At 59.5% G+C, this 24,937-nt stretch carries 22 protein-coding genes and 1 pseudogene; 8 read left to right on the top strand and 15 right to left on the bottom strand.

From position 1 onward, the window contains the following. Nucleotides 1-36: 36 nt before the first annotated feature. From HK20_RS03930 to HK20_RS03875, 12 genes are all read right to left on the bottom strand, one after another. Nucleotides 37-1,578, bottom strand: coding sequence for a hypothetical protein (locus tag HK20_RS03930; RefSeq protein ID WP_143296446.1), 1,542 nt, complete (start codon nt 1,576-1,578; stop codon nt 37-39). 107 nt (nt 1,579-1,685) lie between these two features. Continuing rightward, nucleotides 1,686-2,246: a hypothetical protein gene (locus tag HK20_RS03925; RefSeq protein WP_086645789.1), complete on the bottom strand. Its 561-nt coding sequence runs from the start codon at nt 2,244-2,246 to the stop codon at nt 1,686-1,688. Continuing rightward, the gene (locus tag HK20_RS03920) at nt 2,243-3,523 is read right to left on the bottom strand and encodes an aminopeptidase (protein WP_369823012.1); all 1,281 of its coding nucleotides are present in this window, start codon (nt 3,521-3,523) and stop codon (nt 2,243-2,245) included. Before HK20_RS03920 ends, HK20_RS03925 begins: the two co-directional genes overlap by 4 nt. A 191-nt stretch (nt 3,524-3,714) precedes the next feature. Next, nucleotides 3,715-4,269 (bottom strand): DUF1643 domain-containing protein, encoded by a 555-nt coding sequence (locus HK20_RS03915; RefSeq protein WP_086645787.1) that lies wholly within the window; start codon nt 4,267-4,269, stop codon nt 3,715-3,717. An 88-nt stretch (nt 4,270-4,357) separates the two neighbouring features. After that, on the bottom strand, nt 4,358-4,948 hold the full coding sequence (locus tag HK20_RS03910; protein WP_086645786.1) for a sugar O-acetyltransferase: 591 nt from the start codon (nt 4,946-4,948) through the stop codon (nt 4,358-4,360). A 66-nt stretch (nt 4,949-5,014) separates the two neighbouring features. Then, nucleotides 5,015-6,151 (bottom strand): hypothetical protein, encoded by a 1,137-nt coding sequence (locus HK20_RS03905; protein WP_086645785.1) that lies wholly within the window; start codon nt 6,149-6,151, stop codon nt 5,015-5,017. A 97-nt stretch (nt 6,152-6,248) separates the two neighbouring features. Further along, complete coding sequence (locus tag HK20_RS03900; RefSeq protein WP_086645784.1) at nt 6,249-7,424, bottom strand: hypothetical protein; 1,176 nt, start codon at nt 7,422-7,424, stop codon at nt 6,249-6,251. A 25-nt stretch (nt 7,425-7,449) separates the two neighbouring features. Next, nucleotides 7,450-8,679, bottom strand: a complete 1,230-nt coding sequence (locus HK20_RS03895) for an MFS transporter (protein WP_086645783.1) — start codon at nt 8,677-8,679, stop codon at nt 7,450-7,452. A 197-nt stretch (nt 8,680-8,876) separates the two neighbouring features. Next, complete coding sequence (gene acs / locus HK20_RS03890; protein ID WP_233129070.1) at nt 8,877-10,859, bottom strand: acetate--CoA ligase; 1,983 nt, start codon at nt 10,857-10,859, stop codon at nt 8,877-8,879. Nucleotides 10,860-10,911: 52 nt separating this feature from the next. Beyond that, on the bottom strand, nt 10,912-11,844 hold the full coding sequence (gene prpB, locus HK20_RS03885) for a methylisocitrate lyase (protein ID WP_086645781.1): 933 nt from the start codon (nt 11,842-11,844) through the stop codon (nt 10,912-10,914). Further along, nucleotides 11,841-13,010 carry a 2-methylcitrate synthase gene (gene prpC / locus HK20_RS03880; RefSeq protein ID WP_086645780.1) on the bottom strand — a complete coding sequence of 390 codons (1,170 nt, stop codon included), beginning with the start codon at nt 13,008-13,010 and terminating at the stop codon, nt 11,841-11,843. Before prpC ends, prpB begins: the two co-directional genes overlap by 4 nt. 36 nt (nt 13,011-13,046) lie before the next feature. Next, entirely contained in the window at nt 13,047-14,609 is a 1,563-nt protein-coding gene (locus HK20_RS03875; RefSeq protein WP_086645779.1) for an MmgE/PrpD family protein, read from the bottom strand. Nucleotides 14,610-14,739: 130 nt separating this feature from the next. Between HK20_RS03875 and HK20_RS03870 the strand changes: the two genes are divergently transcribed. Further along, complete coding sequence (locus HK20_RS03870) at nt 14,740-16,158, top strand: short-chain fatty acyl-CoA regulator family protein (RefSeq protein ID WP_086645778.1); 1,419 nt, start codon at nt 14,740-14,742, stop codon at nt 16,156-16,158. A 497-nt stretch (nt 16,159-16,655) separates the two neighbouring features. Here the strand turns inward: HK20_RS03870 and HK20_RS03865 are convergent. After that, nucleotides 16,656-17,306: pseudogene (locus HK20_RS03865) on the bottom strand (YfdX family protein); the annotation flags it as partial. Nucleotides 17,307-17,798: 492 nt separating this feature from the next. Between HK20_RS03865 and HK20_RS03860 the strand changes: the two are divergent. The 5 genes from HK20_RS03860 to HK20_RS03845 all read left to right on the top strand — a co-directional run bounded on the left by HK20_RS03860 (nt 17,799) and on the right by HK20_RS03845 (nt 20,739). Then, on the top strand, nt 17,799-18,374 hold the full coding sequence (locus tag HK20_RS03860; protein WP_158093029.1) for an RNA polymerase sigma factor: 576 nt from the start codon (nt 17,799-17,801) through the stop codon (nt 18,372-18,374). A 175-nt stretch (nt 18,375-18,549) separates the two neighbouring features. After that, nucleotides 18,550-18,717: a hypothetical protein gene (locus HK20_RS12930; RefSeq protein WP_158093028.1), complete on the top strand. Its 168-nt coding sequence runs from the start codon at nt 18,550-18,552 to the stop codon at nt 18,715-18,717. Then, nucleotides 18,701-19,048: a hypothetical protein gene (locus HK20_RS03855; protein WP_143296445.1), complete on the top strand. Its 348-nt coding sequence runs from the start codon at nt 18,701-18,703 to the stop codon at nt 19,046-19,048. Before HK20_RS12930 ends, HK20_RS03855 begins: the two co-directional genes overlap by 17 nt. Further along, nucleotides 19,045-20,247, top strand: coding sequence for a histidine-type phosphatase (locus tag HK20_RS03850; protein WP_086645774.1), 1,203 nt, complete (start codon nt 19,045-19,047; stop codon nt 20,245-20,247). Before HK20_RS03855 ends, HK20_RS03850 begins: the two co-directional genes overlap by 4 nt. A gap of 72 nt (nt 20,248-20,319) precedes the next feature. After that, complete coding sequence (locus HK20_RS03845) at nt 20,320-20,739, top strand: hypothetical protein (RefSeq protein WP_086645773.1); 420 nt, start codon at nt 20,320-20,322, stop codon at nt 20,737-20,739. Between the two features lie 20 nt (nt 20,740-20,759). On the opposite strand, the gene HK20_RS03840 is transcribed toward HK20_RS03845, so the two are convergent. Together HK20_RS03840 and HK20_RS03835 are read right to left on the bottom strand one after the other, a co-directional pair. Further along, entirely contained in the window at nt 20,760-21,365 is a 606-nt protein-coding gene (locus HK20_RS03840; RefSeq protein ID WP_233129069.1) for a YceI family protein, read from the bottom strand. 117 nt (nt 21,366-21,482) lie between these two features. Then, nucleotides 21,483-22,166 (bottom strand): Fe2+-dependent dioxygenase, encoded by a 684-nt coding sequence (locus tag HK20_RS03835; protein ID WP_086645771.1) that lies wholly within the window; start codon nt 22,164-22,166, stop codon nt 21,483-21,485. Between the two features lie 399 nt (nt 22,167-22,565). Between HK20_RS03835 and HK20_RS03825 the strand changes: the two genes are divergently transcribed. Then, on the top strand, nt 22,566-23,933 hold the full coding sequence (locus HK20_RS03825; RefSeq protein WP_086645769.1) for a GGDEF domain-containing protein: 1,368 nt from the start codon (nt 22,566-22,568) through the stop codon (nt 23,931-23,933). Nucleotides 23,934-24,260: 327 nt separating this feature from the next. After that, nucleotides 24,261-24,929 (top strand): HD-GYP domain-containing protein, encoded by a 669-nt coding sequence (locus tag HK20_RS03820; protein ID WP_086645768.1) that lies wholly within the window; start codon nt 24,261-24,263, stop codon nt 24,927-24,929. Nucleotides 24,930-24,937: the final 8 nt, after the last annotated feature.

Here is a 24,937-nt window from a genome sequence, read left to right as displayed (position 1 = left end):
CGCCCGCACAGCAGGGGCGCACGCAGCGGGGTGGGCCTATGCCTCCACCGCGTCGCCCATGAACAGCAGATTCTGGAAATCCATTTTCTGGTTGGGGCTTTTTCTGCGCCACTTCTTTTTATCTGCCCGCCGCCACACACGCGGCACAAACGGGTAGGCCCGAGGCAGGCAGCCGGACAGAAGTGCCGCCCAGCTCATGATCAGGATCGGGGTCAGGCTGGTGCTGGCCAAAGCCCCCATATAGGGGGAATCTGCCATAAGGTTCTGGGACAAAGCCATGATAGAGGACACATCCAGTGCCTCATCCATCCACTGCTCACGGCTGCGGCCTGCAAAACCCCACCCTGCCAGTGCGGCGGCCACGGCTTCGGCCTCCTGCTTGCGGGTTAACTGGAGCGCGTGGTCCAGCAAGGGGGTCTGCACCGCTGCCAGATACGCAGCATTTTTGCGCAAAGCCGCCCGCAACCCTGCCACACCCGGCTGGGCGGTCTGTTCGGTATCTGCCAGTTGCCCCATATCCTCCACCTCCTCCGCCAGAGCAGCGCGGACAAGCCGCCCGCGCTGGGAGGGGCTGAGCGCGGGCATAAGGGCTGCGGCAACCAGCGGGTTAAGCAGGGCCTGAGGAATATCGAGCGTGTTGTCTGCCGTCTCCAGCATCTGGAGCAGGGCGGTGGCGGCGGCTTTTTGCTCATCCGTCGCATTGGTGTTTGTCAGCACGGCAGAAAGTGCTCTGAACAGGTCTGGGAGCAGGGCGCTGCTAAGGGCGTTGGTCAAACTCCCCCCCACTCCTGCGGAGGATGCGGGCATGAGTGCGGCCACAGTCCCGGCCTCCACGTCCTGCGGGAGCTGCACAATACCGCCGGGCAGCACGATTTCCTCCTCCTGAGCGCCTGTCATACCCTGCAGGGCGCTGGCCAGCCTGCCGTCCTGCACTGTGTTGCCAACCAGCCCGTACAGCCCTGCCGTGGTCACAACCGCCCCACCCAGCGCGCCCGGTGCTTCCGGCTGCGCCCCAAGGGACTGGAGCAGGGGCAAGGCCGCGGCAATTCCACCCGCAAGCGCACTGCCTCCCCCACCAGCGGACTGGCCCGCCATGGCTGTGGCCAGTTGCACAAGCCTGCTGGCCATGGCTTTCTGGTCTGCTGTGGCGGCAGGGTCATTCAGCACCGTATTTGCGGCCTGCATAAGATCCGCAACAAGGCTTGTGGTCCCGGCCCCTGTGGGCACACGCCCTGCCATGCTGGCGGCGGTATTTTGGCTGGTTGCTGCCGCAGTGGCCTTATTATCCGCACTGGCCGTGGGCTGTCTGGCAGAGGAGGTCCCGCCAAGCAGGGTTTTTGCCCCTTCGGATAATGTGAGCATAACCTCGGCCTGCTGGGCCTGTGCTGCAACCAGTGCCGTGCGCGCACTCTGCACCAGTGCTGTGGAAGAGGGCAAAGCCCCGGCAAGGCGGGACTGCGCGGTAGCCTGCCCGGCCCCGCCATCGGCCATGCTGGTGCCTTGCCCGGCACTTTGTACAGCCTGCCCCAGCCAGTTACCCACGCCGGGCAGGCCGCCTGATCCTGTGGTTGCTGTCATGGCCTGCTCCGTAGCCTTTATGGCATGGTGGACAAAACCCGCCATGCCCCTGCGCGGTGCATTACCCTGCCACACCGCGCAGGCTCAGGCCAACAGGATTAAGCGGCTTAGTGGACCTGCGCGCTGCTGCTGGCGGGCGCACCCTCGCGCAGAACACCCACCAGTTCCTGCAAAGCCTGCGGGTTGTTCTTGAGAATAGCCACATTGGCCGCGTCGGGCACAGGCATTTGCGCGCCCCCCTGGCCGGGTGGAATATTGAGCAGGCTGCCGGTCAGCCCCACACAGGTCAGGCTCATGACAAAGCTGCGCGCATCCAGCCCGTGCGCCTTGAGAATGGCATCCAGCCCCGGCACCTGCCCCACAAGGGCGATCTGCTGGTCAAGCGACATGCCCACATGCCCCGGCGGCTGTATTTTGGCGGCCTGAATAGCCCGGAGTGCGGCGCTCAGCCGGGGTAGCACATCGGGGGCCAGTTTGTAGTGCAGGGCTGTATCCATGTCATGCTGCATGGTGGCGACCTGCTCAGGCGTGAGGGAGGGGGCCTGCGGCCTGCTCCCGCCAACGGGGGCAACGCTCTGGGCCTGTGCGGCCCCGGCCAGCAGCAGGGCCATAGCCCCCAGTACAGTGGACGCCTTGCGAATAAAAACCATGTTTTTCAACCTCTTCATGCTTCAATCACCCATTCGCCCTTCCGCATGAGCGGCACGCGGCCACCCTGTGCGTCCAGCCCATCCACATCAATCTCACCCGAACCGATCATCCAGTCTATGTGGATCATGCTGGTATTAGCCCCACGTGCGGCCAGTGCGGCCTCGTCCTGCCCCTGCGTGTCGCGCATGCATTTGGTGTAGGACTGGCCAAGGGCTATGTGGCTGGCGGCGTTTTCATCAAACAACGTGTTCTGGAACAGCAAGCCGCTGCGCGAGATGGGGGAGGAATGGGGCACAAGCGCGACCTCGCCCAGCCTTCTGGCTCCTTCATCCGTATCCAGCACACGCTCCAGCACATCCTGCCCACGGGTTGCGTGCATTTCCACAATACGCCCGGCCTCAAACCGGACCCTGATCCCATCAATCAACGTACCCTGATGCGAGAGAGGCTTGGTGCTGGCCACGGTCCCTTCCACCCGCAGGCGATGGGGGGTGGTGAACACCTCCTCGGTCGGGATGTTGGGGTTGCACACAATGCCGTTGCCTGCTTTTTCCGCACCACCAGCCCAGTCATGCCCATCGGCCAGCCCAACAAGCAGGTCCGTGCCGGGGCCGGAAAAATGCAGGGCGTCGTAGCGCACATGGTTCAGGTAGGCTGCGCGGCGGTGCAGAATGGCGTTGTGGGCCTCCCACTGGGCTACGGGGTCATCCCCCGTAAGGCGGGAGACGGCAAAAATGGCCTGCCAGAGTTTTTCCACCGCCTGCTGCTCGGGCAGGTCCGGGAACACCTGCATGGCCCATGCCGGGGTTGCGGCCGCCACAATGCACCAGTTCACATCAAAATTGGTAATGATCTCCATGGCCGGGCGGTTAACCCGTGCCGCCGCCTTGCTGGCGCGGGAGACGTGGTCCGGGTTCTGCCCCGCCAGCAGGGCCGGGTTGGAGCCGGTAATGGCCATACGCGCAGCCCCCGCGCGAAAGCCCTCCGCCATACCGGCGGACAGCCAGCCCGATGCCGTATCAAACGTGTTTTCCGCACCATATTTGTAGCGGGCCAGCGTGGTTTCCTCATCCGAATAGAATGTGGTGACCAGCGATGCCCCAGCCCTGTACGCATGTTCCGTAATACGGCGCACCAGCGGCACGGCATGCAGGGGAGCAGTCATGATAACCTGCTGGCCCGGAGCCACATTCAGCCCCGTGCGGGCCGCAACCTCGCCCAGCCGGTCAAGCTGGGCTGCAAATTCGGCCGAAGCCAGATAGCCACCATGGGCCTGCGTGTTGCGTTCTGTCACGTTTATGCCTGTCCTTTTTTGTGGCGTAACCCTTTGGTGCTTATGGGATACGTATGGAGCGCGTCCGTCAACTCCGGGTTTTTACGCCCTGCCCTGCTGGCAGGCTCCATTATGGGCCAACGCATGCGGCAAACCCGCCAGACCTGCCTTTTTTGCTGGCCAGCCGGGCAAAGCCTGCCGGGCGCCCCGGCTTACGCCACGGGCAGTTCAAACGGTTTTAATTCCGCTGGCAGGTAAAGCGGGTGGCACGGCCGCCCGGCATTGCTCAGCCGTAGCGCACACACCGCAATGCCGTGGTCCTGAAGCATCTGCACAACCTGCGGCCCACGGGCGAGCAGCGCCTTGTGGTGGGGCGAGCCATAAGCCGCCACGACCAGATCGGCCTTGCGCGCCATGTCCAGCAAAGCGGCATCGTTGCCGGGGCCTATGGGGTCCGGGGTTTCCAGCAGGCGGAACTGGTCCGTGCAGCGGTAGGCAAAGGTATTGCCAACATACAGGCCACCATAGCCCCATGCGCGCGCGTAACGCTGGCACTTGGCCACGGTCCGGTCATCCCCGTGTTCGGTTGCGACCGATGGGTTCATCATCAGCCACATGACCAGCGGCTTGTCCACATCCCACACCCGGCGCAGGGTGTAGCGGTAGCAGTCGTCCGGCCCGCCATAGGTGGCAGTACTGACAACATCCCCCGACAGTTTGAGCGGGCGGGACTGGCCTACATGGTGGCCTGCAAACAGATCGTTCATGATACTCCGGCTGGCAGAGGGTTAGGCACGGCTTTCTCCCCCTCGTTTACGGTGCAATGGCGTGTGGCACAAACCCGCATGTGCGGAGCTAGGGGGCAAACCCGGTACGGTCAGCCGGGGTGAGTGCGCGCAGCACCCGGCACGGCACACCAGCCGCCACCACACCTGCGGGCACATCACGCGTAACCACGCTGCCCGCGCCGATAACGCTGCCCTCGCCAATGCTCACACCGGGGGTAACATGCACCCCTGCCCCCAGCCAGACACCGCTGCCAATGCTAATGGGCTGCGCGTAACAGCCCCCTGCCGCGCGCTCGTGCATATCCAGCGCATGGTTGGCTGTGTACAGGCCCACACGCGGGCCAAACAGAACATTATCCCCAATTGTAATGGGAGCCGCATCGAGCAGGATGCAGTCAAAATTGGCGTAAAAATTATTACCAATGCTAATATTACGCCCGAATTCACACCGTAATGCCGGTTCAAAATGCACCTGCTGGCCAACACGGCCCAGCAGGGTGCGTAAAAGCGCCTCCCGCTCGACGGCCGGGCGGCCAAAACTTGCATTGTAACGGTTGCTCAGCACAACGGCATCCGCACGGGCCTGCACCAGTTCTGGTGCTAGGTCATTGTACATTGCGCCAGTGCGCATGAACGCCATGTGGTTTTCCAACGTCATACCGTGCCATTCTCCCTACCTCCGGCCTCTGGCCCAACAACGGGGCGCAAAAGGGTGCACGCAGGCCTAGCCGGGGTGTGTTGCGTGCCAGTGTGCCGTGGCTGCCGCCCGGATTGCGTCCTGCTCATGCTGTATTTTTTCCGGATCATACCCAAGGGCCACACATTGGGCGTGCGTAATATACCCGGTTTGCAGCAAAAACAGGGCCAGTTGCTGCGGGTATGGCACCGTACGCACATACGGTGCCGGGCAGGCCGTACGCCCTTTACCCCACGCGGATTTATCCAGCGTGCACCATTTTAGCAGATAAGGTGATTGCGGGTTATAACGTGCCAGCATATAGCGCCACCCGGCCTGCAATTGCCCGGCGTTAGCACTGGTTGCCACATAACCTGCCAGATACCCGTTAACCTCGCGGCTTCTGGGAACAGGTACATCCTCCTCAGTTGGCAAGATCCTGACGGACAGTTCCATGTACGGCCTGAAGCGGGGCTGCCGGGTGATGACATTAAGCTTCCCCTGCGCGTATTCATAAATAACGTCCGGCCCTACAGACAGATCATGCGAGGGAAAAACGGCATCAAACCGTTTATCCGGAAAAATGAACTGCCGCCCGCCATCATGAGCAACATCCACCACCGAGGGCGGCCCGAACCCATTCTGTTTGGGTAGCTGAACCGCATACCACTGACCCGCATCCCCTGCCCCCACAATAGCACTGACCAGACAGCAATGCGTTCCCCCCGTAAAACCGGACAGGAGAAGCTGTGGCAGCACTGCCCCTTGCTCCAGATAGTAAAAAGACAGGTTGAGATCACTAAGTGTCCCTTTTCCTCCGCCTCCGAGCGCTGCAATAACCTGCCTGAAATCAGGGTGACCCGGAGCACTGGCCACCAGTGTGGCAACCTTGCAAAGCCCCCCTGAGCGTGAAAGCGTAGCCTGCTCCTCCCACTCCAGCAGGCCATGGGAGGGGCAGGGCTGGTGCTCGGCAAACTCCACCCGCATGCTCAACTCCCCGACAGTAACACTCAGAGGTTGAGAAAATGACCGATCCGCAGCGTTAAAAACAATTGCACTGGCAAACGGCCCAACATCCCGAGCGACAGCGGAAAAATCATCCTGCGCGGGAGCAGCCAGAGCCTGCGTGCCGCAGACAGCCGCCAGAAACAGGCACAGATGAAGGGGAAGCCTTAAATAACGCATGAACACATATCTCTTTTTGTATCTTCTCTGCCCGACCCGCTTTGCAGGCGCATGCAGAAGGTTTTGAATAGATTGTTATAAATTAAAGACACTTCTTTTACGGGTGCGCTGCTTTCCACCGGGCCGTTGTGCGCGTAATAACCTGCTCCTGCGCCTGCTGTATTTTTTCCGGATCATACCCAAGGGCCACGCATTGGGCGTGCGTAATATACCCTGTTTGCAGCAAAAACAGGGCCAGTTGCTGTGGGTATGGCACCGTGCGCACGTATGGTGCCGGGCAATCCTCCTGCCCCGCTCGGCTCCATACGGACTTGTCCAGCGCGCACCAGACGACACCGGTATTGTCCGTCTTGCGGTTATAATGGCGTAACATGAACTGCCACCCGGCCTGCAACTGGCCAAGGTTGGCACTATTGGCCACATATGCGGCCAGAAAGCCATTCACGGCCCCATGGTCAAACCCGCTCATGTTATTAGGAGCAAAGTCATGCCTGAAATACGCGCGCAGGAAAGGCCGGTAAGCCGCCTGCGTGGTGACGTTTCGTAACTGCCCCTGTGTGTATTCATAAATCACAATTGGCTTGACCGACCAGACATAGCTTTCAAACCTGTAATTGAAGCGCTCGTCCTGAAAGATAAGCTGTCGCCCGTTATCGTGTTTTATATCCACGACACCGGACACGCCATCCCCGTCCTGAGGTGGCAGTGCGCTCACATGCCATGTGCCAGTGCGGTCTGTGCCAACAAGAGCACTGACCGTGCAGCAATGCGCGCCACCCGTGTAACCAGAGAGCAGGAGCTGAGGTGGCCCACCCCCCGCCTCCATCTGGTAAAGGGCAAGATGCAGCGTATCCAGCGCCCCGTTATCTCCGGTCAGCAGGGAGGCAATAACCTGCCGGAACGCCGGATGGTTCGGGGCCTGTGCAACCAGTGTGGCAACCGTGCAGAACTGTCCTGGCTCGGGGGAGGTTCCGCCCTCCTCATCATCCATCAGAATACCACGGGTCGGGCAGGGCTGGTGCTCTGCCACATCCACCTGCACGGAGACATCCGTAAACTTCAGCTCCATGGAGCGGGGTTTTATGTGCTCGAACCTGTCAAACACCAGTGCGCTGGCCAACGGCTGGACCGGGGCCGGGTCACGCGGGTCATCCACCCCCACTCTGGTTGCGGCAGGGGCCACAGTGCTGGCAACAGTAGCCAGCAGCACACCACACAGGCCAAAAGGCAGAAGGCCACGCAGCCGGGCGAACCAGATGTTTGGGCGGTACATGCATGCCTCTCCGTGTCTGTGGTTTTCAGCCCAGCCTGCTTTGCGGGTGCAGGCGGGCGTTCAGCAGGGTCAGCACCAGCACTCCCAGTGCTGCTCCCCCTACAGTGAGCATAAGGGCGGGAGCAAGCCCTGCCCCGATCCACCCTGCAAGCCGGGTTTGCACAAGTGCGTTGCTAGCCGCAATAAGATTACCGCACTGATACGCCAGCCCCGGAAACGTGGCACGGACAGAAGCAGGGGAGAGTTCGCTCAGATACGCCGGTACCACCCCCCACGCACCCTGAATACAGAACTGGATGCACACAGCCCCCACCCCAAGCCAGAAAATGGAATGCGGCAGGGTCCATAACGGCAGCAGCGGAATAGTCAGCGCTGCGGCCACAGCAATGGCATACTGCCGTCCGATACGCTGGGAGAGCACGCCAAACACCACCCCGCCCGCAATGGCCGCCAGATTGTACAGCACAGCCAGCAGGGTAATGGAGGGAGGAGGCACATGCCGCTCAAGTGCCAGAAACACCTTGGGATACAAATCCTGCGAGCCGTGGCTCATGAAGTTAAAGGCCGCCATAAGCGCCACCGCAAACACGCACAGGGCCATGTTCTGGCGTGCAACCGCCAGCATGCCCGGCGGGCGCTCGGCCCCTGCCCCCTGTGCCTGACGGGCCAGCCAGTCCGGGCTTTCGGGCACACGCAGCCAGATGTAAATGGCCGACACAATAGCCCCGCCCCCCAGCACAAACAGCCCCCGCCAGCCCAGCACGGGCAGGAGCAGGAACATAAGCGAGGCCAGCAGATACCCAGCCGGATACCCGGCCTGCAAAATGCCCGATGCCGTGCCCCGCCATGACGGTGGAACACTTTCCATGATCAGGGAGGTGCCAACCCCCCATTCCCCCCCAAGGGCCACACCAAACAGGGCACGCAGAACCAGAAAAACCGTAAGCGTGGGCGCAAAGGCCGATAAGACCTCGATCAGCGAGTAAATGGTAATTGTGCCGATCAGCACCGGTTTGCGCCCGTACGCATCTGCGGCGCGCCCGCATACAAAAGCCCCTATGGGCCGGGTGATAAGGGTTAGTGTGGGGGCCAGTAGCACTACCTCCAGCGAGGTGGAAAAACTGCGGGCCACATTATCAAGCGTGAACAGGACAATAAAAAAATCGCAGGCATCAAGCATCCACCCCAAAAAGGAGGCGGCCACAACATGCCGGGCTGTTGTACGGTCAATGGGGGAGAGAGCAGTGGCGGCCATGGGGGTACTCCTGCTTGCCGGTTACCCACCTTGTGGCATGCCCGCCATTGGCTTTGCCACGCAGGAATAATCACGAATACGCCAGACCCACGCGCAGGCTATGGCCTGAATAAGCAGAAGGGCCGGGGCGTTACCGCCTCGACCCCCCCGGTCTTGCCGCGCTTAGCAAGATTCCGCTGCGTGCTGGCCACCAAGCCTCAGGCTCGGGCCTGCACGGCTTCTGGCTGCCCAAAGGCCATTTGCCCCCACACGCGCTCGCGCAGCATCGGCACAATGGACTGATCGCTCAGGGCAGACAGATCACCCAGTTCATTGGTATCCCCACTTGCGATCTTGCGCAACAGGCGGCGCACGATTTTGCCAGAGCGTGTGCGGGGCAGATCGGGCACCAGATACACGGCCTCCGGTGCTGCGTACCGCCCGATCAACTGCACCACAAGGCGGCTTATGCCCTCCTCATCCAGCCCGGAGGTTACATCCTTGCGGGGGATGGCAAACACAACCAGCGCCTGCCCCTTGACCGGGTGCTCCACCCCCACGGCCGCGCATTCCACAATCCTGTGGTCCGCGCCCAGAGCGTCCTCCACCTCTGCCGTGCCAAGGCGGTGCCCGGCAATGTTGATCACATCATCCATGCGGCCGGTTATCCAGTAATACCCGTCCTCATCCCGCCTTGCGCCATCGCCTGTAAAATACAGGCCCGGTGCAAGGGCAAAATACGTCTGGCAGAAGCGGGCATGGTCACCCCATATGGTGCGCGCCTGACCGGGCCATGAGCGCGCAATGCACAAAGCACCTTCCGCAGCACCCTGCTCCACTTTACCCTGCGGGTCGAGTATGGCCATTTCCACCCCCGGCAGGGGCATGGTGGCCGAACCGGGCTTGAGCGAATGCACACCGGGTATGGGGCCAAGCACAATGCCTGCGGTTTCCGTCTGCCACCACGTATCGGCCACGGGGCAGCGTTTTTTGCCCACCACATCATGGTACCACAGCCACGCATCGGGGCTTATGGGTTCACCCGCAACACCCAGCAGGCGCAGGGAGCCAAGGTTATACCGGTTCACCACCGCATCGCCTTCGGCCATCATGGCGCGTACGGCTGTGGGCGCGGTAAAGAGCATGCTCACCTTGTATTCATCAATCAGTTCAAACCACCGCCCCGGCTGGGGGTGAGTAGGCAGACTGTCCGAGATCATGGTGGTGCCACCATTGGCCAGCGGGCCATACACAACCGAGGTGTGCCCCGTAATCCAAGCCACATCCGCCGTGCACCACAGCACATCGCCCGGCTGGTGGGTATAGACCATGCCCATGGTGTAGGCCGCCCAGACCATATACCCACCCGTTGCATGCACAACCGCCTTGGGCTTGCCCGTGCTGCCCGAGGTATAGAGCATGAACAGCGGGTCCTCCGCCCGCATGACGGCAGGCACAAAATCTGCCTCGAAATTATCTACAAAATCATGAAAATCGTAGTCCCGGCCCGGCAGCATGGGCACGGCTTCTTCCGATGTGCGCACGACCAGCATGGAGTGCACGCCACTATTGCCCCCGGCCTTGCGCAAGGCTTCATCCATGCTCTGCTTGTATGCCACGGGCTTGTTGCCACGCCATGCCATATTGGCAGTAATAACAGCCACAGCCCCACTATCCACCAGACGTTCGGCAATACCTTCGGCCGAGAACCCGCCAAACAGCACCACATGCACCGCACCAATGCGCGCGCAGGCCAGCATGGACACAACCGCCTCTGCCACCATAGGCAGGCAGATGGCCACGCGGTGCCCTTTTTCCACCCCCAGATGGGTCAGGGCATTGGCCAGACGGCAGACCCGCTCGTGCAGGTCCTTGTAGGTCAGACTTTCCGAGCGGCCTGCGGCCTCGCGCTGGCTGATCAGGGCAACCTGGTCGCCCCGCTCGGTCAGGTGGCGGTCTATGCAGCAGACCGAGGCATTCAGCGTGCCATCTGCAAACCAGCTTATGGACACGTCTTTTTCAAAACTGCCGGCAAAGCCCTGTGTGGGCCGCGAGCACCAGTGGATGCGCCGCGCCTGTTGCAGCCAGAACCCGTCCGGGTCGCGCCGGGCATGTTCACGCATGGCCTGCAACTGCTCCGGAGACATAATGGCCGGGTAATGGGGGTAGGCACGCGCCGGGATGAGTGTTTGGTCCGTCATGGTCTTGTATCCCCTGTTCTTGTTGTTTGTGTGGGACAGAAGTCTGCGGTTTTCAGGCTGCGTTGCGGTCGGGCTGTCCAATGTGCGGGAGAACCGTGGCCACAATGCCTGCATCGAGTGTTTCATAATCATAATACCGAAGCGTTTTGTACAGCTCCTCGCGGGTTTGCATCCGCTCAAGCATGGCCTGTGTGCCCCCCGTGCGGGCAATGGTGGCATACAGGTCCGCCTGTGCCCGGTTGGCCGCCCGCAGGGAACTGACCGGCCATATGACCATGCTGTACCCCATGGCCTCGAACTCGGAGGCGGTAAAATAGGGGGACCGGCCAAATTCGGTCATATTGGCCAGCAGAGGCACATCAGGCAGGCGGCGCGCAAACTCCCTGAACATATCTTCCGATATCAAAGCCTCGGGGAAGATGGCGTCTGCCCCGGCCTCATAATACAGCCTTGCACGGGCTACCGCGCCATCCAGCCCTTCCGAGCCAGCGGCATCCGTGCGCGCAATCACCACCATATCGCGCCGGGCACGGGCGGCGGCAGCCACTTTTTGCGCCATCTCCTGAGGGGAGACGAGTTTTTTGTCATTCAGGTGGCCGCATTTTTTGGGCAGAACCTGATCTTCAATATGCACGGCGGCGGCCCCGGCCTCTTCAAACGCGCGGACCATGTTCATCACGTTCAGGGTTTCACCATACCCGGTATCTCCATCCACCAGTACGGGCAGGCCCGTGGCACGCACAACCTGACGGATGAAAAAACACACCTCGTCTATGGTAATAATACCAAGGTCCGGCAACCCCATACTGGCGGTCATGGCCGCGCCCGAAAGATAGAGCGCGCCAAACCCGCAGTCCTTTGCCTGCAGGGCCGCCTGCCCGTTATGTGCACCGGGAATTTGCATAATGCCCTTGCGGTGCATCATGTCCTTAAAACGCTGGCCCGCAGGCGTTGCGGGCAGGTCCTTGCCTACCAGATAGGTCATGCGGCGAACTCCAGTCCATCACGTTCACGCAAAGGGATGAGCGGGCGGGCATCTGGCCCGGTATAATTGGCGGAGGGACGGATGATTTTTCCATCCATGCGCTGCTCCATAATATGCGCGCACCAGCCGGTCACACGGGCCATGACAAAAACAGGCGTGAACATGGCCGTGGGAATGTTCATGGCGTTGTAGGAAACAGCACTGAACCAGTCGAGGTTAGGGAACATCTTTTTCTGTTCAGCCATAACCCGCTCTATGCGCTCTGCTACGGTATAAAGCCGCATGGTGCCGTTGCGGCGGGAGAGGTCCCTTGCCGTTTCCTTGATAATTTCGTTCCGCGGGTCGGCCAGAGTGTACACCGGGTGGCCAAAGCCGATAATCACCTCCCTGGCCTCCAGCCTGCGGCGGATGTCCGCTTCGGCTTCGTCCGCCGTGTGGTAGCGTTGCTGGATGTCCAGCGCCACCTCGTTCGCGCCCCCATGTTTGGGGCCACGCAGCGCACCAATGGCGGCCGTTACGGCGGAATACATATCCGACCCGGTGCCCGCCACAACACGCGCGGCAAAGGTGGAAGCGTTAAACTCATGTTCGGCATACAGGATGAGCGATGTGTGCATGGCCTGCACCCAGCTATCGGGGGGAGTGGTCCCATGCAGAAGGTGCAAAAAATGCCCGCCTGCACTGGCATCATCCGTATGGGTGTCTATCCGCCGCCCGTGGTTGGAATAATGGTACCAATACAGCAGCATGGATGCGGTGGAGGCCACCAGCCTGTCCGCAATTTCCCGCGCACCCGCGGTGGGGCAGTCGCTCCGCTCGGGCAGGGCGCACCCCAGAACGGACACCGCCGTACGCAGGACATCCATAGGATGGGTGGAAGCCGGCAGGCGTTCCAGAGCCGCCCTTACAATATCGGGAATATCGCGCAGGCTCATCAGGTGGCGTTTATACCCTTCCAGCTCTGCCGTGTTGGGCAAAAAGCCGTAAATCAGCAGGTAGGCGACCTCCTCAAACGTGCAGGCACGGGCAAGGTCTTTTATGTCATACCCACGGTAATGCAGGTCATTCCCGCTATGGCCGACGGTGCTCAGGGCCGTGTTGCCCGCCACGGTGCCGGACAGGGCCACGGATTTTTTGGGTTTTGTGCGGTGCAGTTCGGTGTGCATTGCTGTTGCTCCCCTGCCTTGGTCTTTATGTGTCTGTCAGGACGTGAGGGCCGCGGTCTGCCGGGTATTTTTGGCACCCAGAGCAGACTGGCCGAAGTTGAAAATGCCTTCCACCCTGTTGATCTGCATGTCCTGTGGCGGAATATGCAGTTCAAGCTGGTGGAGTTCCCCCGCCCCGAGTTCTGGCAGGCGCTGCACGGCAGCCAGAAAACGCTCAACTTCCGCCGGATCCACAATACCTTCTGACAGGGTGCAGAACTTTTGAATGTAATCCGCACGCTGCCACGGCGTTGCCCCCAGCGTATGGGCATTGGCCACGGCCAGCTCGTCTGCCAGCACGGTGCCGTTTTTCAGGCGGATGACAATACGCCCGCCAAAGGCTTTTTTGTCGGGGTCGCTCTCATGGTAGCGTTGTGTCCATTCGGGTTTTTCAATCGTGTGGATTTTTTTCCACAGCCGCACCGTATCGGGCCTGCGCGCCCGTTCGGGTTCGTAGGAGCGCACGTGGTGCCAGCATCCATCCTGCAATGCCACAGCCACAATATACATAATGGAATGGTCCAGTGTTTCCCGCGTGGCCTGTGGGTCAAACTTCTGCGGGTCGTTGGAGCCGGTGCCGATCACGTAATGGGTGTGGTGGCTGGTTTCGATCAGCACATCTTCCACATCCTCCCAGTTGCTGATTTTTTTGCCCATGCGGAAGGCAAGGTCGATCAGCGCCTGACTTTGGTATTCGGCTGAATGTTCCTTGGTAAAGGAAGACAGGATGGCCCGCTTGGGTTCGCCCATACCCGGCAGGGGCACGGTATAATGCGCATCTTTACCATCAAGCATCCATGCAATAACCCCATCCTCCCCTTCATAGATCGGGGTTGGGGATGTTTCGCCCAGCATGGCGCGATCGACTGATTCCACAGCCATTTTGCCTGCATGGGCCGGGGCGTATGCCTTCCAGGACGAAATCTCGCCCTTGCGGCTCTGGCGCGTGGCGGTGGTAACATGCAGCGCCTGCCCGATAGCCTGATAAATGACCGATGGCGGCAGGCGCAGCAACGTGCCAATACCCGCCGCAACCGATGGGCCAAGATGGGCCACATGGTCAATCTTGTGCTTGTGCAGGCATATGGCGCGGGCCAGATCAATCTGGATTTCATACCCAGTGGCAATGCCGCGGATCAGGTCCGCACCGCTGCGGTTACACTGCTGCGCTACGGCCAGAATACCGGGAATATTGTCCCCCGGATGGGAGTATTCAGCCGCCAGAAAGGTGTCGTGGTAGTCCAGTTCGCGCACAGCGGTGCCGTTGGCCCATGCCGCCCACTCCGCATGGACCCGTACATCCGGCCCCATGCCAAACACCGTGGCCCCGCCGGGCCTGCGGTGGGCCAGTGCTTCTGTCCGGGCACTCATGACCGAATGGCGGTTGACCGAGGCCATGGCTACGGCGGCATTGTCAATCATGCGGTTGATGATCATATCTGCTACGGCAGGTTCCACCGCAACCGGGTCGGCCGCGACCTGTGCAATTTTCCAGGCCAGTTGGTCTGCGCGGTTCAGGCGTTCACTCTCTGGGTGTACGCGCACTTCATGATTTTGCATTGTTCCGGCCCTTGCCATCTTGTGATCTGGGGAAACAGTTGCAGACTGTTGCGTAAAGCAGCAGAGGAATAAGAGTAAAAAGAAGCGAAGGAATTCGCGCCCGTTGCAAAGTCTGTGAAGGTTGGTGAGCATGCCCAGAACCAAAACCAAGCTGTTTGCTGGCAACCGGCTGCGCCAGCTCCGCCAGCGCGAGGGCATGACACAGGCCGTGCTGGCGGAACGTGTTGGCGTCTCGCTCAGCTACCTTAACCAGCTTGAGCGCAACCACCGCCCCCTGCCCGACCACCTTTTGCAAAACCTGTGCGAACGCTTTGCCCTGAGCCCCGCATGGTTTGCCGACACGCGCGAAGCCCATGCCGTGCAGGCACTGCGCGAAACCATGGCCGACCCGATTTTTAAAAACTCACCACTACCACTTACCAAAATGGCGGAAGCCGCCCGCCAGACCCCCGAACTGTGCGAGGCATTTTTAACCCTCTACCGTGCATACACGTTTGAGCAGGAGCGGCACGCACACGCCCCCTTGGCCAGCACACCCCCGCTTGAACCTTACGAGGCCGTTGGCAACTGGGTGCAGGACCACAACAACTATTTTCATGAACTTGATTGTGCAGCCGAGGCATTTTACGAACGTCTTATCAGCACGGATACATCGCTGGACGTAGCCCTTGCCCAACACCTGCGCAACCAGCACGGGCTGGGTATAACCCATAATACGGATATGCAGGAACGCGGGCTGGTCTGGCGGATTGACCGGCATAAACGCCAGGTGCAGCTCCCCCATAACCAGCCGCCGGAAAGCACACTGTTTTTTCTGGCCCAGATTATAGGCCAGTTGGAACACACCCGCCTGATGACAGATATTTTGCGCCGCGAAGGCCCAAAGGAGCGCAATGCGCAGGAACTCGCACGGGTGTATCTGGGCAATTATTTTGCCGGAGCACTCATCCTGCCCTATACGCGCTTCCTGCATAAGGCCCAGAGCATGCGGTATGATGTGGACGACCTGCGCCGCCACTTTGGCGTCAGTTTTGAGCAGGTCTGCCACCGCCTGAGCACCATGCAGCGCTTTGGTGCGGAAGGGATTCCGTTCTATTTTCTCAAACTGGATATTGCTGGCAATATTCTTAAAAGTTTTTCGGCCAACCGTTTTTCTCAGGCCCGTTTTGGTGGACCCTGCCCGTTGTGGAACGTGTTCCGCGCCTTTGCAACACCGGGGCAGATTCAGGTCCAGCTTTCGCAGACCACCGATGATTCCATTTACCTGAATGTTGCACGCACCGTTGGGCGGGAAGGACTGAGCTACGCCGACCGCCCCCGCCAGATTGCCATTGTGCTGGGCTGCACCATAGCAGATGCGGCAAAAACCGTTTACGCCGCCGGGCTTGATCTGGCGGACCACACATTGGTTGTACCTATTGGCCCCGGATGCCGGGCCTGTGGGCGGGAACTATGCAGCCACCGCTCGCTCCCTGTTTCTGGCAGGGTGCTGGATACGGGCAGCAATGCACGTGGAGTTGTGCCCTACAGGGCCGTGCCCGAACACTAAAAAACCCGCTCAATGAGCGGGTTGGGTGCTGGTAGGGCAAGGGGTAGGAGGAGAAGAAAGAACCTTCCGGACTGACCGGGGATGCAAAACAGCCCGGAAGTTTAGGGGGGATAGTTTTTTACGGTAGTCACGACAACCACAGATTGTCGCGGTGATGCCCCTTGCCCCACCAGCAGAAACGCCTTCATCACCGCGACAAGATGATAATAAGAACGATTCTCATTAAAGAGCAAGCGAAAAAACAAGGGGGGGCGAAATTTTTTTCGCCACCCCTCGCGTTATTCTTACAAGCCTTTGGTTTATCAGTGTTTTTAGTGAGCACTTCCCGTAGCAGAATCGGCCTTGGGGGCAGCCGGGGTTGCCGCAGCCGGGGCCGTAACACTGGGAGCAGCCGCCGGCGCGGGGGCCGTAGCCGGGGCTGGGGTTACAGCAGCGCTCCCCTGAGCTGCCGCCTTGGCCGGAGCCTGCGTTGGGGCTTGTGCCGGGGACTGGGCATTTGCGGACTGGTCCACAAAATCGTCCGAGACAAACACAATGCTATCCAGCAGCTGGTCCAGTGCCTCCTTTGCCTGTGCGGCCTGCCGGCCCTCGGTCAGCACCCGGGCGCGGTACAGGGTGCTTTTGGTCTGTTCCAGCGGGGCAAGCGCGATAATAAAGTCGGCATCTTCGCCCACTACCTGCAGGTTCTGCTGGGCCTGTGCGTTCTGCCCGGCCTTGAGGGCTTTGTTGGCCTGCTGAGCGGCGGCTTTTTTATCGGGGGCCAGAGTTTCGGTCAGAATGAACTCACCACCAACGGGAATCCACGTCACAGCGCCAGTTGTAGGCTTATGGGTGGCAGAAACAGGGTGCTGGGGGGCAGGCTGCAACTGGTCTTCCGCCGCATAAAACCGCCGGTTATCCTTTTGTGCCGCAACAAAGCGCTTTTGCGCATCGTAAATCGGGGGGATGGCGGCATCCGTTTTGCCCTGTGCCAGCAGGTCACGCGCGACCAGCACATCCTGCAAGGCTTTCTGCCCATCCACAGACAGGTGGTGCAGGGCGCGCCCGGCCTTGAACTTTTCCCAATCCGTGTGAATGGCCCCGGCATGCGCTGCCGAAGCACTGACCATAAGAGCGGCCACTGCCGCAAGAGATGCCTTAAAACGCATAAAAACAATCCTGACCGAAAATGTTGAACACCAAAGTATTAAGGATTCAAACTCAATATCTGGTTAGCAAAATACGTTTCTCAAGGTGTTGAATACAAAAGAAAGAGCATTAAAAAATTTATTATTTTTGAAAACTTTGCTTTACTGGCCGTGCAAGTCCTGAACTGACCAACCATTACGCAACACTGCCATGTTGTAAAAACAGGCACAGCACCCCAGACAGGCATGGCTGCGGCCCTGCTCTCCCCAGCCCCCCTGCGCCCTATTGACGCGCAAAAAAAGCCCTTTGCGTTAGATTCGTCCACAGATTCTGCGGATGCTCCGGTGCATAAGCCTGTGGATAATGTGTACAGTTGGTGTGAATGCCGCGCATCCACCGTGCAGGCACACCACCCTATCGGGCGCCCCTTGTCATGCAAGTGTCACACTGCACAGGGTATGCGCTTGCTACATGCCTGCCAATCAACCACACCGGCGGGGCAGAGGGTTCGATTGTTACACACGACAGACGAGTGCAGCATCTGGCTGGCCACCCATATTCTCCCGCATGAAGGCCATATCCGCGCCGGGTTACGCCGCTACGCCAATATTGAAGCCGATGACATTATTCATGAAGCCTATGTTGTTATGGCGCAGGCGCAGTGGTCATCCATTACCAACCCGCGCGCCTATTTTGTTTCGGTCTGCCGTAACCTTGTTATGCAGCATTACAGGCGCGCACGGGTTGTGCCGGTTACCAGCCTTGCTCTTATACAGGCAGATACGCTGGCAGATACGGCCCCCTCCGCCGAGCAGGTGGTATCTGCCCGGCAGGAAATGCGCTTCCTTGAAAAAGCCATTGCAAAACTTCCCGCCCGCTGCCGGGATATTTTTGTTCTGCGCCGCGCACGTGGCCTGACACAAAAGGAATGTGCCGCGCAATTGAGTGTTTCTGAAAATATTGTAGAAAAACAGCTTGCCCGCGCACTTGTTTTTCTTTCCAGAGAATATGCGCAATCAGAGAGGGAAATGACCGTTGAGGTGGAGCAGCGCCCGCGTCTTGTCCACTCTCGCAAGCACCAGCCCTGACGAGGCTGCGGCGCAAGGGACAGCCAGACTGGACAAAGCCCCCCCCCTTTGCGCAAGCGAGCAGCAGGCATTCCAGTAATGGCTTGAGCAGGATATACGCCACAAAAGTACCTTCCTGCATGCCAGAGCCATATGGCATGCCAGCGCAACAAAAGAAAAGAATACAGACGAACACATGACCGTTCTGGGCCAGGCCATACGCCTGCCCCCCACGGTTGTGCCGGTGAATATTACGGAACCCACGTCGCGCATTCAAAGCAACGTCATCAACAATAACATTATTCCGCTAGTTAGCATGGACGACATCATCACGTTCCAGCCCCAATATGCTGGCTTCTTTTGAATTGCTCTATGAGAGCGAAAAAGGGACCTATTTTCCCATTATTGGTAAATACTGGGGCTTGAACAGCGTGACCAACGCCGCAGGCAATACACAGTTTGCCAACCAGCACAAAATTGGCAGCAACGTAACAGCCGACCTTGCGCCGGGCTGGCGCATCCGCAATGCTGGCAGCGTGTTCCGCGAGATTACGCCCAACCTTAAAATTGGCACTCTGTTCAACAACCGCGCCATCACCAACTTTGCGGGGAACCAGAGCTATGGTGATGCCCCCCTTTACTGGCGCAACCCCGGGCGCAGCGTATTCCTTAACCTTGCGATGACCGTACCATGAGACACCTTGCCCTTTTCTGCGCGCTGTTTGTGGCAACGCCCGCTCTTGCAGCGCCCTCTGCCCCCCTTCCCTCCACACAGCACGGAGCTGTGCTGGAACGGGTGGTGCTGCTTGCCCGCCACGGCATACGCAGCCCCACCAAACCACCCCAGACCCTGCAGGCCCAGACCGGCCACGCATGGGCACAATGGCCCGTAGCCCCCGGTGAGCTGACCGCGCACGGCAAGCAGGCACTGGCCCAGATGGTGGAGCTGGTGCGCCAGCACTACACGCAGGCGGGCCTGCTCCAGCAGGGCAACTGCCCCACACCTGCCAGCATTGCCATATGGGCCGATGCCAAGGACCACCGCACGCGCGAGAGCGGGAGCATCTGGGCCGACCAGCTTGCACCGGCCTGCGGCTTGCGCGCCAGCGGCCTGCCCGATGGGCAGGAAGACCCCATTTTTGCAGGCTCACCAGCACCACTCAGCACACAGGAACAAAGCGCCATCACGCGGGAGTTTGACCAGCGCGCGCACACCCTGCCCCCCACGGTGGAAGCCAGCATGAGCACGTTGCAGGCCGTTCTGGCACCCACCGCCTGCACAACCGATACCCCCCACTGCCTGAGCGCCAACAAAGCCACGCTGGCATGGAAAAAGGGCAAACCCCACCTGAAAGGCGGCATTGCCACCGGTGGCACAGCGGCCGAAAACCTGCTGCTGGAATACACACAGGGCATGCCCGCACAGGCCGAACCGTTTGGGGGGCATGACCCCGCAACCCTGATCGGGCAGGTGTTCCCCCTCCATACGGAGGAAAGCTGGCTTGTCCGCCGCCTGCCCACACTGGCCGCACACAAAGGTGCCCCCATGGCCGCGGCCGTGCAAAATGCGCTGGGCGGCAAACCAGTGGAGGGTGTGCCCGCAGTAACCGGGCAGACAAAACTGTTCGTGCTGGCCGGGCACGACACCAACCTGGATGCACTGGCCACGCTGTACGGGCTGGACTGGTCCTTTGCCGACCAGCCAGACCCCACAGCCCCCAACACAACGCTGGCCTTTGAGCTATGGCGCACGGCACATGGCCCCTACATTGTTGTCCGGCTGTTCCATCAGGGGCTGGAAGCCCTACGCACTCTGGCCCCACCCACTCCGGCACTGGCCATGCAGGTCATTGCCGCTGGCACGTCCCTCCAGACCTTGCAGCCTGCCAGGTAGGCACCACACCACCGCGCATATGGGGGGCGAGGTGCCTTTGCAAACACCCCGCTCACACCCCATATCTGTACCATGACCGATGCACGGACCCCAACCGGGGCGGCCCACCCCACCGAACTCCTGCGCCAACGCCGCATGGCGCTGCTGCTTGTCCGGCTACCGGACAAAACACGGGGCTGGCTGTTCTGGCTACGCGAACCGAGGCAGAAGTGGCTGCGCCTGCCCGCTGGCTCATTGCTGGTTGTAGGGGGGCTGTTTTCCTTCCTGCCCGTGCTGGGGTTATGGATGCTCCCCTTGGGCATTGCCCTGCTGGCAGAGGACTTTGCCCTGTGCCGCAAGGTTTGCGCCCATATGCTGGACTGGGTTATTAAGCGCAAACCCCACTGGCTGGGCATAGAACCGGACGAAACGGAGGAGGATGCCTACCTCCGCATCCGCCCGCAAATCCCTCCCCACCACCGCACAGGCATGGACGAACAGGCAAACCTGTAGGCTGCTGCTCAGGCCCGCACTTAGCGGGGTGTGGCAGGCGGGCAGGCCGGGCTTGGGCCAAGGTTTATAAGCGTTTGCGTGCGCACCATGGGGTCCACTGTATGCAGGAGCGTACTAACCCCCCACTGGCGTTGGTCAAACGTGGCATCACTCTGGATCTGGGTTAGGGTATTGCCTGTAAAATGCATGGCCACATCAAAGGTGAGCGGGTGGGTCTGCCCCCGCATGCTCAGCTGGCCCACAAGCTGGGTGTGCGGCTTGCCCTGACGGATTGTGGGTTTGCAATCCCCGACAAACGTCATGCTCGGGTGGTCGTCCCCATCCAGCATGATGCCTGAAAGCATGATCCCCCGCAGCACGGACGACCCGACCTTGAGAGACTGCACAGCCATGCTCAGCTCCACATGGCAGCTCTGGTCCTCGGGGTTGTAGGTCAGGTTGCCTTTGAGCTGTTCAAAGCTTCCTTCAATACTGGTCACGGCTGTTTTGGCGTACAGGTGGGCCTGTGTATTGGCCGGCCCCAGCACCACATGCTGGGGCTGAGCCAGCGCGCGCGCATCTGGCAGGGCCATGCCTGCAAAAGCGACCCCCATAAGCAATACTGCCTGAGCTGTACGTCTTGCCATAAAACCTCCCTCATGGCGGCATCCAGCCATTGGGCCGCTCCATACCCCCTGTTAACGCCCCATGGGCCAAAAGGCTGCCCGGTCCATGGTGCGCCGTCTGTGGCGGTGCCTGATGCGTTACAGCTCCGCCCATTGGCGCATGAGGTTGTGGTAGGTTGCGGTCAGCCCCAGTACGGCGGGGTGGTTATCGGGCAGGGCCTTGCGTGTTTCCATAATCGAGCAGTCAAACTGGTACAGTAACGCACGTTGTGTGTCGTCCCGCACCATGGACTGGGTCCAGAAGAATGATGCCCAGCGGCTCCCCCGCGTAATGGGGCTGACCGCATGCAGGCTGGTGGACGGGTACACCACCATATCCCCCGCTGGCAGCTTGACACTCTGCTGGCCGTACGTGTCCTGAATAACCAGCTCCCCTCCGTCATACTCATCCGGTCCACTTAAAAACAGAGTGGAGGAAACATCCGTACGCAGGCGGAACCCCGTGCCGGGCACGGGCCGGACGGCATTATCCACATGCATGTCAAACTGCATGCCCTGATCGTAACGATTGAACAGGGGAGGATAAACACGCAGTGGCAGGGCCGCACTGTGGAACAGCGGGTTGCGGCCCAGTGCCTGCAAAATCAGGTCCCCCAGATATTTACTGGCCTCACTGTCCTGCGGAATCTGGAGGTTGTATTTGGCTTTGGCGGACTGGTCCCCCGCGGTTACCTTGCCATCCACCCAGTTCTGCTGCTCCAGAATCTGGCGGAAACGCGCGACCTCCTCCTCCGTCAGAACTTTGGGAATATGGACCAGCATGCGCCTGTGCTCCTTGGGTTGGCTATGTGGGCCGCTTATAGGTGATTATGCGAATGATTATCAATAAAAATGAGTAGTCACCCACCCGCTCCCGCCACGCACGCACCCCTTGCATCCATGCCGTTAGGGTATAAAGTCCGCCCCCTTGCACGGCATGCCGCATGCCCCCGACCACACAGCACAAAAAGCATAGAGCCATGTTATAAACACCAAACCACAACAGCCACACAGGCACATTGGTTGTGATATGCATAAATACCACAGGCTGTGCTTTGTATTATAAACGCGGTTGGTATTATACTGTGCCGTTCGTCAACTGATTTGGTTCTTGTCCTGCGTTATTAACACTCCGTGCCGAATCATATTTTATATAGTGCTTTCAAAGGGTTCCGTTCACATATGTCTCCCGCATTCATTACCTTGTCCCCCCTCGATCAAATGAAGGAGACAATGAACGAGACACCGGCGCATGTTCGCGAGCTGTTGCGCGCTGTGGTCACACAATCCGGGCCGACCTGCGTAAACCTTTTTTACTCCGCACTGTTCCAGCACAAACGCGCCGCTATTTTTCTGGAAAAGGAAACGGTTGAGGTCAAAATGCGGCCCCAGCTTCTGGCCTGGATCCAGAGCCTGTTCTTTACCGATGCCGACCATGTTGAGGACCTGAGCGAACTCCAGTGCCGTGTGGGGGCAGTTCATGCCCAGCTTGAGATTCCGACCGATATTGTGGTGTACGGGATCTACATTATCAAACAGGCACTGATTGAGGGCATAAAAGCCGCCACATCAGATAAAGACGACGTTATTGCCGCCATTATCTACCTGAACAACATGATGGACTTTGCCTTCAAGTTCATGATCAAGGCCTATGACGTCAGCTTCCGCAAGAAGGTGGAAAGTGACGAGGCCTTCCGCCTTGTCTCGCTCGGGCACAATATTTCCTACGAAAAAGAAACACAGATCAGCACCTTTTCGGGCTGGAGCACGCAGGCATTCTACTGCCTGTGCAAAGGCCACCCCGAAGACCTGCCCACCATTGCGGAATCCGAGTTCGGCCTGTGGCTGACCCATAAGGGCATGAGCCTGTTCAAAGGTACGCATGAGGCCAATGAAATCCAGCGCAAGGTGCGTGAGCTGGATGCCAAGATTACGGCTATCCGCCAATCCGGTGTTATTCCGTCGGACTTCCCCACCGAACTCCACAAGGCCATTACCAAACTCACGTTCCTGATCGGGCGCGTGTTCCGGCATCTGGAGGAAGTGGAAAACGGGCGCGACCCGCTGACCAAGGTGTTCAACCGCCGGTTCCTTGATGTGGTGATCCAGAACGAAATTACCTTTGCCCTGACGCACGAAAAACCATTCAGTCTGGTTATTCTGGACATTGACCACTTCAAAAAAATCAATGACCGCTTTGGCCATCTGGTGGGCGATGAAGTGCTGTGCTTTGTGGCCGAGATTATTGCTGCCAACGTCCGCGCCAACGACTTTATCTTCCGCTACGGGGGCGAGGAGTTCCTGATTGTCCTGACCGAGGCCCCACTGGCGGATGGTCTGGCCTGTGCGGAGCGTATCCGTCATGCGTTGGCTGAACAGGCGCTTACGCTCTCCTCCAATGATCAGGTGCATGTCACTCTCTCTGGCGGGGTCACCACGTTTGAGGGCGAAACCAATGCCCGCCTGCTGATCCATCAGGCGGATGAGGCGCTTTACAAAGCCAAGAACAATGGCCGCAACCGCATTGTAACAACGCACCACGCCTCTTAAAAACGCCTGATTATATTACGAATATATCAGCATTGCTGCTCGCGTTCCTTGCTACACACAAAAGGAACGGAGGCGGGAAGCTGCATCCCGCGCATGGCGGATTTATGCACAGTGCATTGAATAAAAACAATTTTATATGCCTTTCCCCGCGTTTTTCCTGTACGCTGGGCTGTGTTTCCCTTCTGGCATTGCAACAATTGCAGTGCAGAAGCGCCATGTTTTCTTGGTAATAATTTTTTTTCTGAGTTTACTGCGTATTTTATTGCTTATAAAATCACCCAACGAAAACTGAATAAATCGCATTCAATCTCCACGAGTAAACTATGTATGCCTGACTGTACCATTGCCCCCATGTGGGATGCCGGAACGCTTCCCCCTCCATCACTCCCCCACAAGGAGTTCATTCAGGGTGTGAGCAATATCCAGAACGGGCATGGTCGTCGCGTTGGGTTGCTGGCTACGCGGATCAACGAACTGGCGGGACTGGGGCTGGATCAGGATATTATCCAGCTTGCCGGGGAACTGCACGACACAGGCAAGGTGCTGACCGGGCGGGACATCCTGCACGCACCGCGCCCACTGACCCCGGAAGAAAAAGGCGTTATTCGCAAGCACCCGCTGCTGGGGCTTGGCGTGCTGCAATGGTACGAGCACGAATTCCCGCGTGAAGTCATGGATGCCGCCCTGCTCCACCATGAACGGTGGGATGGCACAGGCTACCCGCTGGGGCTTAAGGGGGCACATATTCCGCTATGGGTGCAGGTTATATCCGTGGCGGATACCATTGATGCCTGCCTGTCCAAGCGCAATTACAAGCACTCCTGGACACCCGAAGCGGTCAGGAAAATTCTGCAACAAGAAGCCGGGCGCGCGTTTGAACCCAAACTGGCCCTTTTGTGCGCCACCCATCTGGATGACCTGCTGGAAGTCTGGAATGCCGATTACGCGTGGGAAAAAATGGGGAACAAGCTCCCCGACAACCTGCATTCAAACTAACCCCCGCA

This window comes from Acetobacter sp. DsW_54 (assembly GCF_002153575.1).
GTDB lineage: Bacteria > Pseudomonadota > Alphaproteobacteria > Acetobacterales > Acetobacteraceae > Acetobacter > Acetobacter fabarum.
Note: the sequence above shows the minus strand (reverse complement) of the source record. Positions and strands in the feature narration are given on the sequence as shown.